Raw genomic sequence first — 18246 nt, forward strand, 5'->3', positions numbered from 1 at the left:
ATTAAATTGTATATTGGGAAAATTCTGTTGATTTCCACAAATCCTATCAATCAATTCTGAGTATTCATTTTATTCCAAAAATATATCTTTTAACATATTTTTCTAAATAAGTTAACAAACTAATAAAAAAATTAAGGTAATATGATATGAGTAGTCATAAGTATTTATATTTAGAAAGGATTGAAGAAATGTTTAATAATAATCCTGAATATTGGATTTCTAAACTTAAATTAGAAGCACATCCTGAAGGTGGGTATTACAAATCTACGTATCAATCAAAGGAACAAATAACTGATCGGGAATTATCGGTGAATTTTAATGATCATAGATTGCTTTATACTAGTATTTATTTTTTACTACAATCACATGATATTTCGCATTTTCATAGATTAATGTCTGATGAATTATGGTATTTCCATGCAGGCAGTTCATTAACGATTCATGTTATCCATGAGGATGGTCATTACGAAGAAATTAAATTAGGTCTAGATCTAGAAAACGGAGAAGTTCCTCAATATTTAGTACCGAAAAATTCAATTTTCGGTTCATCAGTTATGGAAGAAAATACTTTTTCATTAGTAGGCTGTATGGTTTCACCTGGATTCGATTTTAAAGACTTTGAATTATTTACTCAAGAGCAATTACATAATAAATACCCTGAACATAAAGAGATTATTAATAAGTTAGCTTATAAGGTACTTCCTTATTAGGTCTAAATAAAGAAAGTGAGCTTTTAGCTCACTTTCTTTATTGCTGTTTAAAAAAAGAATTTGTCAATTAAATTGTTGGATTGATCATTGATAAGTAAGTTGTGTGATATTGATTTCCACTACAGGGTGCTCGCTTTCCATGGGGCGAGACCTGAGCCTCCTCGGCGCCGCCTGTGGGGTCTTTAGCCTTCCCGCTTCTCCCATAGGAGTCGAGCACCCTTTCGTTCCAATCAAGTTCTTTATAAAAAAATAATAATCTTAAAAACAATAGAATAGCCAATTGAACGAATGAATTATCCTTTATTAATCAAATTGTAACTTATGTTGACGATTTACACATCTTTACAAATATTGATCGTCAAAAATGAAGATATTTTAATTTTTGCAAGTTAGTTAAAACACTTATGTATCAACCAAAATCACTTGTTTATCAATAAGAGACAGATAAAACAATAATAAATATACTATTTTTTCATAGAAATTCATTTAATGTTTGTATTTTTCAATATTGACTATAATTATTTCAACACTCTGAAAGAAAGTGAGCTTTTAGCTCACTTTCTTTTTTGGGGGAATAGAGAAATGAAACAACTAACTCAGAGTTAAAGTAATCTTTATTGATCGTAAATCACTGGATTTTCCGTTACGATTTCGTCATTTTGAATTTTTTAATTTTAGTTCTAGCCATTTGTGATTACTTCATATTTAAATAACTAGTACTCACAAATCCTTTTTTACCATTGTAAGAAACAATTGCCCAATTATAGTCGATTTGAGTTTTACCTTCAGTCTGATAGCCAAGGAAGCTGACTTTTGCTCCTTTAGGAATTACCGTAAGAATTTTATTTTTTGTACTAGGGCCACTACGTAAATTTAAATTAGCTTTTGTTGTAACAATAGTTGGTACTTTTTGTAAGTATTTAGTACTTACATAAGCTATACCATTTTTAGTAGTTGTTGTTTTAATTTGTGCCCAGCTAGCATTATAGAATTTTACAATCTCAATTTGATCTTTCTTTCTTAAAGTGTCTACTACTTTTGAACTTGTATTTGGAGCACTTCGTACGTTTAATACACTTGCAGTTACCTCATATACACTAATCGGAGCATTTAAAACCGCTGCACTAACATGTGTCGGCCCGGCTACTATCCCATTAGAAAATAATAATGCACCAGATAAGGCCATAGTTGATACAAATGCTTTTAATAATTTTTTCTTCATTTTAAATTCCTCCTCTCACTTTACATCTCAATAATATTGAATCAATGTTTCAAAATTAGTCATGAAATGTATCCAAATTGTAAACTTTTCAATTGTACTGATCCGATACATCTTACAGGAAAAATTTGCATATCGTTCCAAATTTGTGGACATTCTATATTTTGTATTTGTATGAATGGAGGCAAATTATGGATAATCAAGCGAACAATGAAGAAATATTGACGAATCGACAAGGCCATCCAGTAACTGATAATCAAAATGTAAGAACTGTTGGTAATCGAGGGCCAACTACTTTAGAAAACTATGACTTTCTTGAAAAAATCTCTCATTTTGATCGTGAACGAATTCCAGAACGTGTTGTGCATGCTCGTGGAGCCGGAGCACAAGGATATTTCGAAGCCTATGGAAAAGTAGGTGATCACGCAATTTCTAAATATACTAGAGCGAAATTATTCCAAGAGAAGGGGAAAAAAACACCTGTGTATGTTCGATTTTCCACAGTTGTAGGTGGTGGACATTCTCCTGAAACTTTACGTGATCCACGTGGTTTCGCTACAAAGTTTTATACTGAAGATGGAAATTGGGATTTAGTCGGTAATAATTTAAAAATCTTTTTTATTCGTGATCCTTTGAAATTTCCAGATATGGTTCACTCTTTTAAACCAGATCCAGTAACAAACCTTCCTGATCCCGAAAGAATGTTTGACTTTCTTCATCTAACACCAGAATCCACTCATATGGTAACTTTTCTCTTTTCACCATGGGGAATTCCAGCTAACTATCGACAAATGCAAGGGTCAGGTGTTAATACATATAAGTGGGTAAACAAAGATGGCGAGGCAGTTCTTATTAAATACCACTGGGAACCGCTAAAACAAGGAATAAAAAATTTATCACAACAGGACGCAAATGAAATCCAATCTACTAATTATAATCATGCAACTCAAGACCTTTACGAAGCTATTGAGATAGGTGATTATCCAGAATGGGAATTATGTGTACAAATAATGAGTGATGATGAGCATCCAGAGCTTGATTTTGATCCACTTGATCCTACAAAATTATGGGATCCAGAAAAGTTTCCTTTTTTACCAGTTGGAAAAATGGTGCTAAACAAAAATCCAGAAAACTATTTTGCAGAAGTGGAACAAATTGCATTTGGGACAGGTGTATTAGTTGATGGACTTGATTTTTCTGATGATAAATTACTTCAAGGTCGTACTTTTTCGTACTCAGATACACAACGATATCGAGTTGGAACAAATTACTTACAACTACCAGTTAATTCACCAAAAAATCATGTAGCAACAAATCAACGTGATGGACAAATGGAATATAAAGTGGACGTGGCGCCAGGTCAGAACCCACATGTGAACTACGAACCTTCATCATTAGGTGGATTAAAAGAAGCACCAAAGAATGGAACAGATCATGAACCTGCGTACAATAATAAGTTAGTACGACAAAAAATTGACCGACCTAACGACTTTATCCAAGCTGGTAATACTTACCGTGCTTTCGACGAAACTGAAAAAAGTGAACTAATTTCAAATTTAGTAGATGCACTAAAAGTATGTAAGCCTCATATTCAAGAAACGATGATTGGTTATTTTACAAAAGCTGATGAAGAATATGGACGCAGAGTGCGCGAAGGTTTAGAAAAAGCGAATAGTAATCGAACTGAACACACTAGTACTGAAGCAGCTGATGTCGCGTCTGACAAAGCCAAAAATATGGGGCATGAATCGGATCGATATTAAAAGTTTAAATTGGGATAGGCAGAGACCTATCTTTTTTTCGCAATAGTTTATTAACTGAATATTACGACTCAATATTCACAATTAAAAGATATCAGTTTAAAATATGATTGTAAGGATATTGATGATACATATGAAACTAATTGAGAGTGGGCTGATACTTAAATGAATAATGTGACTAAGTTTAATATTTTCAAACCAGCAAAAGACATATTCGAGGCATTTGTTGATCCAACTAAAATAGGTAACTTTTGGTTTTCTTCTAGCTCTGAACGATGGGAAGAAGGAAAAGTCATTACTTTAAAATACGATCTTTACAACGCAGAAGGTAAAATAAAAATTATCGAAGTTGAGGAAAATAAGAAGATTGTGTTTGCTTGGGGACCTACAGAAGAAGGAAATATCGTAACGATTACATTAAACGAACAAGATCAAAATAACACAATTATTGAAGTGGTGGAAGAAGGCTTTAGTGAAAGCAACCCAGAATATGTTCATCATTTAATCGATAATAAAGAAGGCTGGGTATTTATGCTTAGCTGTTTAAAATGTTACTTAGAATTTGGTGTAACTAAGTTAAGAGGCGGATTAGTAAAATAATTTTATAATACGATAGTCTATGGGGCTGTCTCATAAGTTAGGTTTACTGACTCTTGGGTGCCCCCTTTTTAATTTTATATAGAATGTACGAACACTTGGATTAATACTGCACAAATTAATTTTTAATTTTTCAAAATTGTTCTCCAATATCTATCCAAAAAAAAGAACCCTAAAACATTATGGGTTCAAAAAACTTTTTATCTTCGCTGATTCGAACCACTTACATAAAGGATAATAATCGCAAAGATAATCATTCCACAAACAATAAAAGGCATTAAGCCTGAACTATAAACCATATATACTCGAATATGACGTAATGCATTTACAACAATAAAAATCATCATAGATAACCATAGTATAACAATAAGAGCCGCATTTTTGTTTCTTCGCATAAACATCAGCCCCTTCCAAAAAGCAATTACAAAAAATACCGTTTATTTTATTATATAGTCGAATCACTGAATCAATGACCATACGTTTTTGTATCTATGTAAGAGATTAAGGATTGTCAGCTTGCTAATGGGAAAATGTATTCTATTGTTGCAAGGCTTCCATTATTGATAAATCGAAAAATCTGTTATACCAGCATATGGTATTTCTTTAATAATTTTATTTTGTAAATCAGTTAGTGTATATTTTTGCCATTCCTCTAATTTGTTCAAATCCCATTTTTGAGCAAATAAATGGTACAAAAATATTTCTCTCAATTTAAGAAAGATCGGGATTTGTTTTACAATGTCTTTATCTAATAAGTTTTCTAGTTTATATCCTTTAAAAAAGTACGGCATAAAAGTCTCAATAAACTGTTCATTCATTTGGTTAAAAGAATTCTGTTGCCAATACGCATGATAAAAAGCTGTAGCAAAATCGTGTGCGAACCAATTAAATGCACAATCATCAAAATCGATTGTAAAGATAGTATTACCGACTAAAATTATATTCCCTTGATGAAAATCATTATGAATTATCCCAAATGCATCGGATGTCACTTGAAATTCTAAGAGCTTTTCCATTTGTTTATCATAAAACACTTTCATATAAGGTACTAACTGATCTCTAATCCCAAAAACGTCAAAGTTTTCAGGTGACCAGACCGGGCGATGAACTTCACTTAATTTATAACTCTTAGCTAAAGAATGCATCTTCCCCAATTTTTTACCCCATTGTTCAAACAGGTATATATTCCATTGATTAGGATTTGTAACATCAATTTGCTCGCCATCAATATACTCAAAATAAGTTATGACCCTTCCATCTTCTTCTCCTAAATTACGATCCACTCTTGGGACATTTACCCCTTGCATATATAAAAAATTAATAAATTCAATTTCCTGTAACACCATTTCTTTTGTTTTTCCTAATTTAGACTGCCTAACCACCCTATTATAATCTTCATCATAAAATACATCGTTTTGAAAACCGCCGCTTAAACGGACTTGATTACTATTCTTCTTATTCATTTAGAGTCCCTACTTATCATAAAGAATTTCATACATCCTTAATCATTATTTCATTCGACAGAAAAATTAGGCTTACCTTTTTAATAAAAAAGGTGAGTTTCACTTCTCATCCAAAATTCATTATCACTTTCCTAAAACCTTTTTTGTGTTCAGAACAAAAATATATTAAGATATTTTTATGTGTTAGAATCTTTTTTATTAAATATAATCTATATTCAATTTAAGGAGTTTCCAAAATATGAGTATGCCTTTTGAATTTAATTGGTTAATTGTAACGAATGAGAACGCCATCAGACAAGAGAACAATCTATTCACTTTAGAACTTACCGGGTACCATTTATTTCCTATTGATACACCAATTAATGTCTCCCGAAAGAATGATGAAAAACCTTTTGGAGTAGCGATTATACAGAAAATCGAATGGAGAAATAAGAATACTTATATGCTTTATGAACTAAAAGCAATTGATACAGTTAATTAAAAAATACAGGGACGTATATTAGAACCTAAAAGGATTGTCAAAAAAAGACAGTCCTTTTTTAATTTAAAATAAAAAAAATTTGCATAAACAGTGTAGAAAAAACTTGTTGCTCGCATTCGTTTGCGCAACTTTGTAGTTTGCTTGTTAGGTTTAATAAAAACGGATAGCTTAACATTGCTATCCGTTCATTTGAAACTTATTAACAATCATTACTTAACCCTATAATCGTTTGATATGCCTGCTTTGCTAAAGCACTGTGACCAAGTTCGTTTGGATGTACTCCATCAGTGCCTTCAAAAAACTCTGATTTTACATTCTGATAATGTTGAAATGGAATTCGAAAATTAATATGTTTAAATTGATTCACTTTTACCATTTGCTCGATTCGATTAGCTAACTCCTTTGCCTTCAACACGAATGTTTCAAAACCAGAAATCGGTTCCCATACTTCTTCATGATTGATATGATCTATGTGAATTGGTGGATGGATTGCTACAATAGGTTGAATACCATTGTGAATTGCTTGTTTTACCATTGAATAAATGTTTGAAAGTGTATAATTTATTTCAACATCCCACCATAAATCATTTCCACCTGCACAAATAATAACATGTGATGGATTGTTTAATACGACATCATGATAGAATCGTGACAGCATTCCAGTACTTGTATCACCTGAAATCCCTTTATTAATAATCTCAACTGATAATTCGTTTTGTAGAATGGTTGGCCATGCATCTACTTTTGAAACTCCTAAACCTTCTGTAAGACTATCACCAATACATACAATTTTCATCCTTCTCACCATTGTTCCTTTATAGCTTTTTGACTTACTCTTGGTCTTATTTTTACTAAATAAGTAATTCCACTAACAGCAAACATAAAGACAATATTAATCGTGAATGCAATAAATCCTGAATCTAAATCTTTTAAAAATTGAGGGGCATGAGGGAATAATGTCCCAAAGGTTGTATTTTTTATTGTTACGTATGCTACTGTAATAAGTCCGGATAGTATTCCAGCTACTGCTCCAGTTTTAGTGACAGGATTACGTTTTAAGAACGTAACAATTAATGCAGGGAACAATTGTAAGACAAAGCTATAAGCCATTAATAATAGAGAGAGCATCGTCTTTCCACCATAAAATGTAAAAAGTAACGCGATTAAAGCTATGATCGGAACTAAGATTCTTGTAAGCCCTGCTAACTTCGCTTCACTTGTATCTGGTTTTATTACTTTATAAATATTTTTTGAAAGTAATGTTGAAGCCGTTAATAATAACAACGAACTAGGAACTAACGCTGCTAGTAGACCAGCTGAGCCAATTACACCAATAAACCACGGTGGCAGTGTCGCTTTAGCAATTTCGAATAAAATTAAATCAGTCCGTCCACCTGGGATATGTGGCATTTGTAAAAGTGCAGTAAAACCAATAAAAAGAATGAAGACCATTAGAATTTGATATAGAGGTATAAGTGCTGCATTTTTACGTAATGTTTTTGAATCTTTTGATGATAAACTCGCACCGAAAACATGAGGCCACATATATTGACCTAGCGCAATAATTAAACAAACTGATACATACCAAGAAATACTATAACCAGATTTAGGTAGTAATAGGAAACCTGGCTTAGCAGCATCTAAGGTTCTAAACATCGGTTCAACTCCACCATAGTAATGAAAAGGTAAATAAATCCCTAAAAACAAAATCGTTATAAGCATCAAAATATCTTTTAATATAGCCGTGAATGCTGAACCATGAATTCCAGAAATATAAACAAAGATTGTCACAACAATTACACCAATCCATACTGCTAAATTTGGAGAAATAGCGCCGTAAGAAGCCTCAGATACGATAATTTTTATACCATTTAATTGAAGGACCATATACGGAATAATGGAAATTACTCCTACTATTGCAACAATTAGTCCTAAAGATTTACTATTATATTTTTTGACAAAGAAATCCGGCTGAGTTAATAAATTATGCTTTTTCGCATAGCGCCAAATATGAGGTAAAATCCAAAATGGAATAATATAAGTAACAGCACAGAAAATATATATTACTGGACCACCCATTGAATAAGATGCACTACTAGCACCTAGGAAGATAAACGTTGTAAACATTTCACCAGCCATTAGAACGAACATGACAATACTTCCAAAATTCCGATCTCCTACTACCCATGATTCCAATTTCATTTCTCTTCCTCTTCGGGCACGTATACCTAAAAAAAGTGCTAATAGAAACGTAATTCCAATTAATAAAATGCTCATTGATTTTCCTCCTGCTTCTCTAAAATTGAATTACTAATAAACAGGCAGACAGATGTGATGACTAACCAACTCGCTGACCAAAATACTATAAACGGTAATCCTAATATGTAAGGCTCCACTCGATTTACAACAGTTAAGGATCCTATAAAAGCAAAAATAGTCAAAAAAATCGCGAAGTATTTCAATTTATTTCCCCCTTACCTTCTAATAAGTTGATTATTTTTAAAATTCCGTTAATAATTTATAGACTTATGTTAAACTCGTTTTATAAAATAGTAAAATACTAGTCTCTTATTGTAAGCGCTTAAAAAAGGAGCATACACTATGAAAAATTATTCTAATCTTTCCGAAATACTAGAGTTCGACAAAGAAGTGTTGTTAAATATTTTAAACTATTCTTCTGATGAAATTTATATTTTGAATCGAAATCTTGAAATTATTTATGTTAATAAAATGTGTGAACAACATTATGGTTTACGACAAAACGAGATTATAGGAAAACATAATGATATTTTTTTGGAAAAAGGATATTGGACCCCTTCAATCATTCCAATTGTTTTAGAGAAAAATAATACAGTCACAATTAATCAAACCACACATACAGGTAAAGAATTAGTCACAACAGCCATTCCGATTTTCAATCCAATTAATAAAAAATTGGATTTCATTTTCATTACATCTCGCGAAAAAAATTATATTTCTATTATTCATAATAACACTCATGAAATGCCTGATTCGAAAGAACAATTTAATTCGCATGGATTTTTAACAATTGATGAAGAAATGACCAATATCATTGAATTTTGTAAAAAGATTGCCCCTGTTGATACAAATATTTTAATTCAAGGCGAATCTGGCACCGGAAAAGGTGTACTTGCTAAATATATTCATGATTTAAGTAACCGGAAAAACGGTCCTTTTCTTGCCATTAATTGTGCTGCAATCCCAGAAGATTTATTGGAATCTGAGCTATTCGGTTATGCTACTGGTGCATTCACAGGAGCCTTAAAGAATGGAAAAATCGGCTTACTCGAAACTGCAAATAAAGGTACAATTTTCTTAGACGAAATCGGGGAGATTTCCTTAAAATTTCAAGCTAAATTACTCCAAGTATTACAGGATCGTAGCTTTTTTTCAGTGGGAGGCAGAGAATTAAAAAAAGCAGACGTTCGTATAATAACAGCAACAAACCGTAATCTTTTGGAAATGGTAAAATCAAAACAGTTTAGAGAAGATCTATTTTACCGTTTAAATGTAATTGATATTCAAATTCCTCCGCTTCGAAAAAGAAAAAAAGATATTCCTTTATTAGCGAATCATTTCTTAATTAGGTTCAATCATAAATACAAAGTTAACCGTTCATTTTCATCAAATGTAAAAAATGCTTTTGAAGCTTTTCAATGGCCAGGTAATATTAGGCAGCTTGAAAATATTATTGAGAGACTTGTAATAACCAGCGAATCAGTCATCCGATTATCTGACTTGCCGTCACAATTAATTCCTGATGATGATGATCCAATCACACTCCAAGAGGAAAGCTCATTGGAAAATATTTTAGAAGAAACTGAGAAAAAAATGATTATCGAATCTTACGAGATTCATAAGAGCTCTCGAAAAGTTGCAAAGGATCTTGGTTTAAGTCAAACAAAAGCGAACAACTTAATCCGAAAGTATTGTAAAAGCGAGTAAATATAGAATAATTAAATTAAAAGGGAGATACTTCTGTAGTATTTCCCTTTTGATTACTAAACCCTATTACCATTCGTTAATTCTTGTGTGTCTGTAATACATTTAGTTTAGAAGCTATCAATTCGACGATACGATTCCCTACTTCTGATGTTGATGATTCCCCACCTAAATCAGGTGTTAAGAATTTTTTTTCAATTAATATTTCTTCAATTGCAGTAAGAATTACCTTACCATATTGTTCATAGCCTAAATAATCAAGCAATTGGCTAGCAGACCAAATTGCTGCAAGTGGATTCGAAATCTGTTTTCCTGATATATCTGGTGCAGACCCATGAATCGGTTCAAACATTGATGGATACGTTCTTTCAGGATTTATGTTTGCTCCTGCTGCAAGACCCAACCCTCCTGCGATGGCCGCACCTAAATCGGTTAAAATATCACCAAATAAATTAGAAGTCACTACTACCTCAAACCGTTTCGGATCCTTAATCATAAGCATAGCAGCTGCATCAACGAGATAAGAGTATGTTTTTACTGAAGGATATTCTTTACTCACTTCTTCAAATATTTGATCCCAAAATACCATAGAATAGTTTAAAGCATTACCTTTACTAATACTTGTTAATGTTTTTCCTTGTTTAAGGGCAACTTCAAATGCATAACGTATGATGCGCTCAGTACCTTTGCGGGAGAAAACACTATTTTGTAAAACTACTTCATGTTCTTTTCCTTTATATAGCCAATCACCTGCTCCTGCATATTCACCTTCTGTATTCTCTCGAATAAATAACATATTTACATCTTCTGCTTCGATATTACCTAGAGGGCAAGGTGCTCCTTTTAATAGAGTTACAGGACGTATATTTACGTACTGATCAAAGCTTTTACGAATTTTTAATAGCAAGTCCCACAATGAGATATGATCAGGAACACCAGGAAATCCGACCGCTCCCAAATAAATTGCTTCAAACTCTTTTAATCTTTCAATTCCATCATCATCCATCATTTTTCCGTAGTGTGCATAGTATTCACATCCCCAAGGGAAAGACGTAAATTCGAATTTAAAGGAATCATCAAAACTAGCTATTTTATTTAAAACTTTCACACCTTCATTAATTACTTCCGGTCCTATTCCATCCCCTGGAATCACTGCTATTTGATGCGTTTTCATATCAGATCACCTACCTTAAATTACTTTAGTCTTGATTCCAGACAATTAACTTTAACTCGGTCATTTCTTCTACAGCAAACTTTATTCCTTCTCTTCCAGTCCCACTTTCCTTGACACCGCCGTATGGCATATTATCAACGCGAAACGTTGGAACATCATTAATGATTACCGCACCTACATGAAGTTCATTTGAAGCAAGTAATGCATTCGATACACTATCTGTATAAATTCCAGCCTGTAGTCCATAGTGTGAATTGTTTACGTGTGAGATGGCTTCATAGATTGATTTCACCTTATTAACCGTTACAATTGGAGCAAATACTTCCTGACAGGAAACTTTTAGATCAGATGTACAATTAGCAATAATTGTAGGTTCTAAAATATTCCCTTGGGCTTTACCACCTGTAAGAATAGTAGCATTGCTTTGTTTCGCTTCTTCAATCCAACTTAACGTTCGTTTTAATTCATCATGTGAAATTAATGAAGAAAGATAGGTATCATGGTCAAATGGATTACCAAGTTTTAACTTTTTAGTTGCCTCTACGAACTTATTAGTAAACTCTTCGTAAATCTCTTCAAGTACAAAAATTCTCTGCAATGAAATACATACTTGACCTTGATTTGAAAAGGCACCCATTATACAACTATCAATAATTTTATCAACATTTATATTTTTATCAATAATAACAGCAGCGTTTGATCCAAGTTCAAGCGTTGTTTTCTTCAACTTCGCTTTATTTCTTATGTTAATCCCTACACTAGTACTGCCAGTAAATGTAATCATGTTTACTCGTTCATCTTCTACAATCGTGTCTCCAACGTTACGCCCTGGTCCCGTTACAACATTTAATACACCGTCTGGTAAGCCAGCCTCCTTGAATAGCTTAGCAATAAATAGAGCCGAGAGTGGTGTTTGTGATGCCGGCTTTAAAACAACTGTATTCCCCGACGCAATAGCTGGACCAACTTTATGAGCCACTAGATTCATAGGAAAATTAAACGGAGTAATCGCTCCAATTACACCAATCGGATTTCTCACTGTATATCCCACTCTACCTATTCCACCAGAAGCAGAATCAAACGGAATTGTTTCTCCATGAATCCGTTTTGCTTCTTCTGCAGCAAATTTATATGTTTCAATGGTTCGTGTAACTTCCCCCATTGAAAACGTGATTGGTTTAGCTGTTTCCCTTGTAATAGTTTCAGCTGCTTCATTAAAATTATCTTTTAATAACTGAACAACATTTTCAAGAATTTGTGCCCTTTCAAATGCTGGCATTCTAGCGAAATTGTCTTTTGAATGATATGCTGCTTCAATCGCCTGTTTTGTTTGTTCTTTTGTTGCAACGGCAACCTCTGAAATTACTTCTCTAGTGTAAGGAGAATACAAGTTTGTATATTCTGTTGTTTGTACTTCTTCTCCGTTAATAAATAAATATTTTTTTGTCGGACTTACTTTATTTATCATCATTTCTCCTCCAGTGCTTTTAGGACAGTCTCATGGAACTGAACAATTGCTTGCTCTGAAGATGAATAAAAGCCTGTATTAAATGCTCGTGAACGGAATCCAACTTGTTCTAATTCAACCAGTTCAACATCTTCATTTCGTACTACTTCTGCAAATTCAACCAAGTCTTTTTCTTCCTGAGTTAAATTTTCATCTCTAAAGTAGTAAGTGTAGATTCCAAGTGTTGTCTCGTGATCGATTGGGATCATTTGGATCGTAGCGATATTTCCTGGGCCAGGATAAATAGTCATCATTAAATTTGGCCATAGCCAATAGAAAGTACCCCCTTGCATTTCTACTTCGTTAAAGTCTAATGAACCCATTTTCTTATTCGCTTTCACAACCGACCCTTGAACTGAATAATTTTGACAAGTTATAATTTGATAATCTTTCATATCCAGTGTAGCGACAAAACTCGGATGCGCTACATGACAATGATCACATTCTAAATAATTATCAATAAAGGCTTTCCAATTTGCTTTAATTATTCTAGATTTACTGCTTGTTCTTTTTAGTTCACTTAAAAAAGGAAATTTACTTAGCTTTTCAAAAAAATCTCCATACGTCTGAATTAATGGCGTAGCATGATCATCTAAATTAACAAAAATAAACGACTCGGCAATTTCCATCCTTACAGATCGTAAACAAGCATTTGATACACAGGCTAAATCTTCACCTCTAAAATTAGGTGCTTTATTTAATTTACCATCTAATTGAAAAGTCCATCCATGGTAAGCACATTGAAGAATTTTTTTGTTTCCACTTTCATTTTTCTCTAACTTTGTAGCTCGATGTGGGCAAACATTATAAAAAGCTTGAATAACTTCATTCTTATCACGTGTTACAATAATAGGTTCACCAGCTACTTCTGCTGTAAAAAAATCTCCTATATTTTCTAACTGACTAACATGTCCAACTAACTGCCAAGTCTTTGAAAAAATCTTTTCCTGTTCTTGCTCTAAAACCTTTGGATCAGTGTATAAATCATAAGTTAGCGTTCTTTCGAAAATTTCAGTTGTTGCATTTTGTACTTTGTTAAAAGTCATTTGTTTTAACCCCTCTCATTGCCCTATTTTCTACCCCTGTATCCTTTATTTTGCAATATCCATGCCAAAATTAAAAAACACCTATAAATCAACATTTACTGATTCAAAGCGACTCGAGCTAATAAAATAAGCGAACTGAAAACAACTCGAATGAGTTGTTTCCAGTTCGCTTATTTGAGTTTTTATCACTCACTCGTCGAACGATCTCATGGTCTAACATTTCAAATTGATGAGTAAGACTATTTAAAAATAAGTATCTGTTGTCGTTAATAGTTGATTTTCGGGCAAAATATAACCACTCTTATAAAGGTGTTAAAGAGCCAAAAATAAAAAACTCGTTATTTTTTACGAGTTTTTCAGCTTATCTTATTGGGTTTAAAGACTTCGAAAAAATGATTGGCGCATTATTATTACTAACCATCTCAATAATACCAATCTCCTGTATTTTTCCTACAATCGTATCATTTCGATATAAACAATAATTATACGCTTCTACTAGTTTATCCAGTGATAATCTATTAGCTAAAGTACAATGTGGTACCCACTTTTCAGGAAGATATACAGACTCTGGATTATCATTAAAATGTTTAAACTGAATATGAAAATTCTCATGAAACTCAATCAAATTTTTTGTAACATTTGGTGAAAAATACAATATGCCAGTATTTAAAAACGATCCAATTGAATTAAATCTAATATCTATTTCCAGCTTATTCTCATAAAAATCATCTAATTGTTCAATGAATTTTGTTAAATCTAAATTATGATAACTTGCTAAAGTAATATGGGGTTTTCGATCTACTATTTCATCAGCATAGAAAGAAATCGATTTTTCTCTTAACTCTGTCCAAATATCCTTAATGATTTGTTCGGTTTTTGCATCAAATAACGCTACAACTCCGTACATCATATCTTCCTTCTTTCTAAACTTATACTAGATCCATATGCATAATAAAGAGCTCACCTTTTCTCCCCATTACTCTAATTCCTTTATCAATAAATCCGCTTTTTAAATAAACATGCTGTGCAGCAATATTTTTATGATTCACACCCAAAATAATTTCATCTCGTTCAGGGAAATTCGCTTTTACAAAAGAAGGCAATAAATTTAAAGATTGTTTAGCAATCCCTTTTCCTTGAAAATTTGTATCAACAGAATAAGCCCTTAATAGAATTGCATTTTTATTATCACTATATTGACTAACTCCATCCCAACCATGCAAAACAAAAAAACCTGCAACATCATTATTACTCAAAATTAAAATCGCATGACGATCAGCCTCTATTACACATTTTTCTATATTATCAATAGGTAGACCAGTAAATTTCAGATGCTCATCAGCCAGAAAATAGTTTTTTAATTGATCATCATATTGATCATTATAAAATTGTAAGGAAATAGTATTTGTCGGCAATAAAGAATTTAACATAAAAATATCCTCCAATAAAAATAGAATTATAAGAATAGTACAACAATTACCATCGTATTTCCACAGTGTTTTTTTTACTAGATCATTACAATTCTTAAATTCATGGAGGGATAAATACCAATATGTACTCGTTTTATAAACAAAAAACCACCTCTTTAGTGGTTTTTCCTCGACAGTTTTCTTTAAATAATAAACCTATATTTGCTCAAATGGTTCTGGATACTTTTGCTGAAAATACGATAATAAATCGCTTTTCTTAAGAAGAAGATTCAAACAAATTTGCTGGCTTATCGCAGATTTAAATACAAGTTTATTGCAAAACTGACACTTTTCCTTTTCAATAAATGCATGTTTAATAGACAAAGGAAAAATCGTCTTTTGTTTTCCAGCTAATAATATGTAACCTTGATGATTAACAGAAAAGCTTATTTTATAACCGTCGTATCCTCCAAGCTTACTAATTACCACGTTTTGAATATCTAAGTCTTGAATCACCATATGAAATAGCACCTCCGTTTTCAACAAAATATATGACGAAATGCTATTTTTATGTCTCATTATCGTTAAATATTTTCATAAAAAAATAAAAACTACCCAAAAAGTAGTTTTTTATCACGATTTCTTTATTAATTTATTATTTTACTTTGGTCGACGATTGTCAAAAGCCATTTTATATCTGATTAAAATTGTTCAGAATAATGTTCTTGGAAATAAGCCAATAATTCTTTTCTTCTATTAAATAATGTTGGACAAACTTGTTGACTAATATTTGATGGAAAAACTAGTTTATTGCAAAGCTGGCATGTTCCTTTTTCATTAAAGGTGTGAATTAGAGACAAAGGAAATAATATATTTGTTTTACCGACTAAAAGTACATACTGCTGTTGATTAATCGAAAATCTAATTTTATAACCTTTATAATCCGTATGTTGTGCAATTTGTATGTTTTGAATATCAAGTTCAAGCTTTGTCACTTTGACTAGCACCTCCGATAAAAAGGGTAGGATTAAGATTTTAATAGACTTTTTTACGCTTGTATTTTCTGATAACTTATATAATCTATATTATTAGTTTACTTAACAAAACTTTCATAAAGCAATAATCTTATCTGTATTTACTGAAATAAAAAAACTATTTTTCACTTTATTGGATAATGAGAGTTTTAAGTTTCTTCTTTGTTTTTTTTTTAGTAAATTTTGAACTAAATTTACTTTACCGGAAAAATTTGACACTAAATAAGTGAAGAGACCCATGTTTTTATGTTAGAATTTATACTTAATGTGATCTCACATTCTAAATAATTTAATTACCAAATTCATGTAATCTAAGATTTGCCCTTACTATCAAATGAGGTAAGGGATTTTTCTTTGTTATTTCAGTTATTGGTTAGAGGGAAGGTTAGTAATGAAATCAAAATCAGCAAGTACCTTAATTAAGTTAAATTTGAAAGGAGAAAGAAATAAAAAGCGAGCATTAAACTCAATGGCATTAGTTGGACTTGCATCAACATTAACAATTCAAATTCCATATAATACTACTGCAGCTGCAGCCTCTATTGATTCCAAGAAAACTCTGCGATCTAGTAAACTTTATTCAAATAATAATATTAGTACATATAAATCAATCGGTAATGGTGTCCGTGTAAGATCTGGAGCTGGTACCTCTTATCAGATTTTAGGTAGTGTTAATAAAAATCAAAAACTAGATGTAATTTCATTGTCTAATGGTTGGTATAAGATAAAATTTAATGGGTCAACAGGATATATTAGTGCATCTTATGTTGGAAAAGTTACCGAATCGAATAATAGTAATAATAATCAAGTGGTCAGTTCAGGAAATTACATTTCTACTGGTAATGGTGTCCTCATAAGATCTGGGGCTGGAACTTCTTATCAGATTTTAGGTAGTGTTAATAAAAATCAAAGACTAGATGTAATCTCAGTTTCAAATGGTTGGTATAAAATAAAATATAATGGGGTAACTGGATATATTAGTGCATCTTATGTTGGAAAAGTTACCGAATCAAATAATAGTAATAATAACCAAGTGGTTAGTACAGGAAACTACATTTCTACTGGTAATGGTGTCCGTATCAGGTCTGGAGCTGGAACTTCTTATCAGATTTTAGGTAGTGTTAATAAAAATCAAAGACTAGATGTAATCTCATTATCTAGTGGATGGTATAAGGTAAAATATAATGGGAAAACAGGGTATATTAGTGCATCTTATGTTGGAAAAGAGACGGGTTCAAATAAGACAGATTCAAGTAAGACAGATTCAAATAAAGTAGATTCAAATAAACCTCAATCATTTGATGTACAATCTTTAATCACTTTATCAAAAAAGTATTCAGGTGTACCTTATATTTGGGGTGGAGAAACTCCATCTGGCTTTGACTGTAGTGGATTTATTTCTTATGTATTTAAAGAATCTGGAATGTCACTTCCTAGAACAAACGTTGCGGGTTATTGGTATAATAATTCAAATTTAAAAACCGTAGATGAATTTCAACCTGGAGATTTAATCTTTTTCCAAAACACTTATACTTATGGACCGTCCCACATGGGTATAGTGATTAATAGTAATGAGTTTATCCATGCAAGTAGCAGTTCAGGGGTAACTATTTCTAAAATAAACAATTCATATTGGAACCAACATTTTTTAGGTTATAAGAGATTTAAGTAGATTTTGCAAACATCATACTGAAAAAAGAATTTGTCAATTGATTGTTGGATTTATCAATGATAAGTAAGTTGTGTGATATTGATTTCCACTACAGGGCGCTCGCTTTCCATGGGGCGAGACCTGAGCCTCCTCGGCGAGCCTGCGGGGTCTCAGCCTTCCCGCATTTCCCATAGGAGTCGAGCACCCTTTCGTTCCAATCAAATTCTATATA

At 32.1% G+C, this 18246-nt stretch carries 18 protein-coding genes and 1 pseudogene; 6 read left to right on the top strand and 13 right to left on the bottom strand.

Annotated elements, in window-relative coordinates; all coding sequences use genetic code 11:
- The first annotated feature begins 188 nt into the window (after nt 1-188).
- Nucleotides 189-710 carry a cupin domain-containing protein gene (locus EP747_RS13255; RefSeq protein WP_129690687.1) on the top strand — a complete coding sequence of 174 codons (522 nt, stop codon included), beginning with the start codon at nt 189-191 and terminating at the stop codon, nt 708-710.
- A gap of 694 nt (nt 711-1404) precedes the next feature.
- Here EP747_RS13255 and EP747_RS13260 read toward each other — a convergent pair.
- Entirely contained in the window at nt 1405-1932 is a 528-nt protein-coding gene (locus tag EP747_RS13260) for an SH3 domain-containing protein (protein WP_129690605.1), read from the bottom strand.
- A gap of 206 nt (nt 1933-2138) precedes the next feature.
- Between EP747_RS13260 and EP747_RS13265 the strand changes: the two are divergent.
- Together EP747_RS13265 and EP747_RS13270 are read left to right on the top strand one after the other, a co-directional pair.
- A pseudogene (locus EP747_RS13265) lies at nt 2139-3692 on the top strand (catalase); the annotation flags it as partial.
- A gap of 162 nt (nt 3693-3854) precedes the next feature.
- Nucleotides 3855-4289 carry an SRPBCC domain-containing protein gene (locus EP747_RS13270; RefSeq protein WP_129690607.1) on the top strand — a complete coding sequence of 145 codons (435 nt, stop codon included), beginning with the start codon at nt 3855-3857 and terminating at the stop codon, nt 4287-4289.
- A gap of 197 nt (nt 4290-4486) precedes the next feature.
- Here EP747_RS13270 and EP747_RS13275 read toward each other — a convergent pair whose 3' ends face one another.
- Nucleotides 4487-4681, bottom strand: coding sequence for a hypothetical protein (locus tag EP747_RS13275; RefSeq protein ID WP_129690608.1), 195 nt, complete (start codon nt 4679-4681; stop codon nt 4487-4489).
- 162 nt (nt 4682-4843) lie between these two features.
- The gene (locus EP747_RS13280; protein ID WP_129690609.1) at nt 4844-5749 is read right to left on the bottom strand and encodes a phosphotransferase enzyme family protein; all 906 of its coding nucleotides are present in this window, start codon (nt 5747-5749) and stop codon (nt 4844-4846) included.
- A 238-nt stretch (nt 5750-5987) separates the two neighbouring features.
- Here EP747_RS13280 and EP747_RS13285 point away from each other — a divergent pair, with 238 nt between their 5' ends.
- A complete protein-coding gene (locus EP747_RS13285; protein WP_129690610.1) occupies nt 5988-6230 on the top strand; it encodes a DUF2584 family protein in 243 nt (80 codons plus the stop codon).
- 199 nt (nt 6231-6429) lie between these two features.
- Here the strand turns inward: EP747_RS13285 and EP747_RS13290 are convergent, their stop codons facing one another.
- Genes EP747_RS13290 through EP747_RS13300 form a run of 3 tightly spaced genes read right to left on the bottom strand, consistent with a single transcriptional unit; the run spans nt 6430 to nt 8692 of the window.
- Entirely contained in the window at nt 6430-7026 is a 597-nt protein-coding gene (locus tag EP747_RS13290; RefSeq protein ID WP_129690611.1) for a GDSL-type esterase/lipase family protein, read from the bottom strand.
- Nucleotides 7027-7031: 5 nt separating this feature from the next.
- The gene (locus EP747_RS13295; protein ID WP_129690612.1) at nt 7032-8507 is read right to left on the bottom strand and encodes a sodium:solute symporter family protein; all 1476 of its coding nucleotides are present in this window, start codon (nt 8505-8507) and stop codon (nt 7032-7034) included.
- A complete protein-coding gene (locus EP747_RS13300; RefSeq protein WP_129690613.1) occupies nt 8504-8692 on the bottom strand; it encodes a DUF3311 domain-containing protein in 189 nt (62 codons plus the stop codon). Before EP747_RS13300 ends, EP747_RS13295 begins: the two co-directional genes overlap by 4 nt.
- 139 nt (nt 8693-8831) lie before the next feature.
- Between EP747_RS13300 and EP747_RS13305 the strand changes: the two genes are divergently transcribed.
- Nucleotides 8832-10196, top strand: coding sequence for a sigma-54 interaction domain-containing protein (locus tag EP747_RS13305; RefSeq protein ID WP_129690614.1), 1365 nt, complete (start codon nt 8832-8834; stop codon nt 10194-10196).
- Nucleotides 10197-10272: 76 nt separating this feature from the next.
- Here EP747_RS13305 and EP747_RS13310 read toward each other — a convergent pair whose 3' ends face one another.
- The 7 genes from EP747_RS13310 to EP747_RS13340 form a co-directional block, all read right to left on the bottom strand.
- On the bottom strand, nt 10273-11367 hold the full coding sequence (locus EP747_RS13310; RefSeq protein WP_129690615.1) for a tartrate dehydrogenase: 1095 nt from the start codon (nt 11365-11367) through the stop codon (nt 10273-10275).
- A 25-nt stretch (nt 11368-11392) separates the two neighbouring features.
- The gene (locus EP747_RS13315) at nt 11393-12835 is read right to left on the bottom strand and encodes an aldehyde dehydrogenase family protein (protein WP_129690616.1); all 1443 of its coding nucleotides are present in this window, start codon (nt 12833-12835) and stop codon (nt 11393-11395) included.
- Nucleotides 12835-13920: an aromatic ring-hydroxylating oxygenase subunit alpha gene (locus EP747_RS13320; RefSeq protein ID WP_129690617.1), complete on the bottom strand. Its 1086-nt coding sequence runs from the start codon at nt 13918-13920 to the stop codon at nt 12835-12837. Before EP747_RS13320 ends, EP747_RS13315 begins: the two co-directional genes overlap by 1 nt.
- A 361-nt stretch (nt 13921-14281) precedes the next feature.
- Nucleotides 14282-14827, bottom strand: coding sequence for a 2'-5' RNA ligase family protein (locus tag EP747_RS13325; protein ID WP_129690618.1), 546 nt, complete (start codon nt 14825-14827; stop codon nt 14282-14284).
- A 22-nt stretch (nt 14828-14849) separates the two neighbouring features.
- On the bottom strand, nt 14850-15350 hold the full coding sequence (locus EP747_RS13330; RefSeq protein ID WP_129690619.1) for a GNAT family N-acetyltransferase: 501 nt from the start codon (nt 15348-15350) through the stop codon (nt 14850-14852).
- 195 nt (nt 15351-15545) lie between these two features.
- Complete coding sequence (locus EP747_RS13335) at nt 15546-15848, bottom strand: hypothetical protein (protein ID WP_129690620.1); 303 nt, start codon at nt 15846-15848, stop codon at nt 15546-15548.
- A 182-nt stretch (nt 15849-16030) separates the two neighbouring features.
- Nucleotides 16031-16324 (bottom strand): hypothetical protein, encoded by a 294-nt coding sequence (locus tag EP747_RS13340; RefSeq protein WP_129690621.1) that lies wholly within the window; start codon nt 16322-16324, stop codon nt 16031-16033.
- Between the two features lie 430 nt (nt 16325-16754).
- On the opposite strand from EP747_RS13340, the gene EP747_RS13345 reads away from it, so the two are divergent.
- Complete coding sequence (locus EP747_RS13345) at nt 16755-18035, top strand: C40 family peptidase (protein ID WP_129690622.1); 1281 nt, start codon at nt 16755-16757, stop codon at nt 18033-18035.
- The last annotated feature ends 211 nt before the right edge of the window (nt 18036-18246 follow it).

Origin of the sequence: Gottfriedia acidiceleris (assembly GCF_004138285.1) — a bacterium.
Taxonomy (GTDB): domain Bacteria; phylum Bacillota; class Bacilli; order Bacillales; family Bacillaceae_G; genus Gottfriedia; species Gottfriedia acidiceleris_A.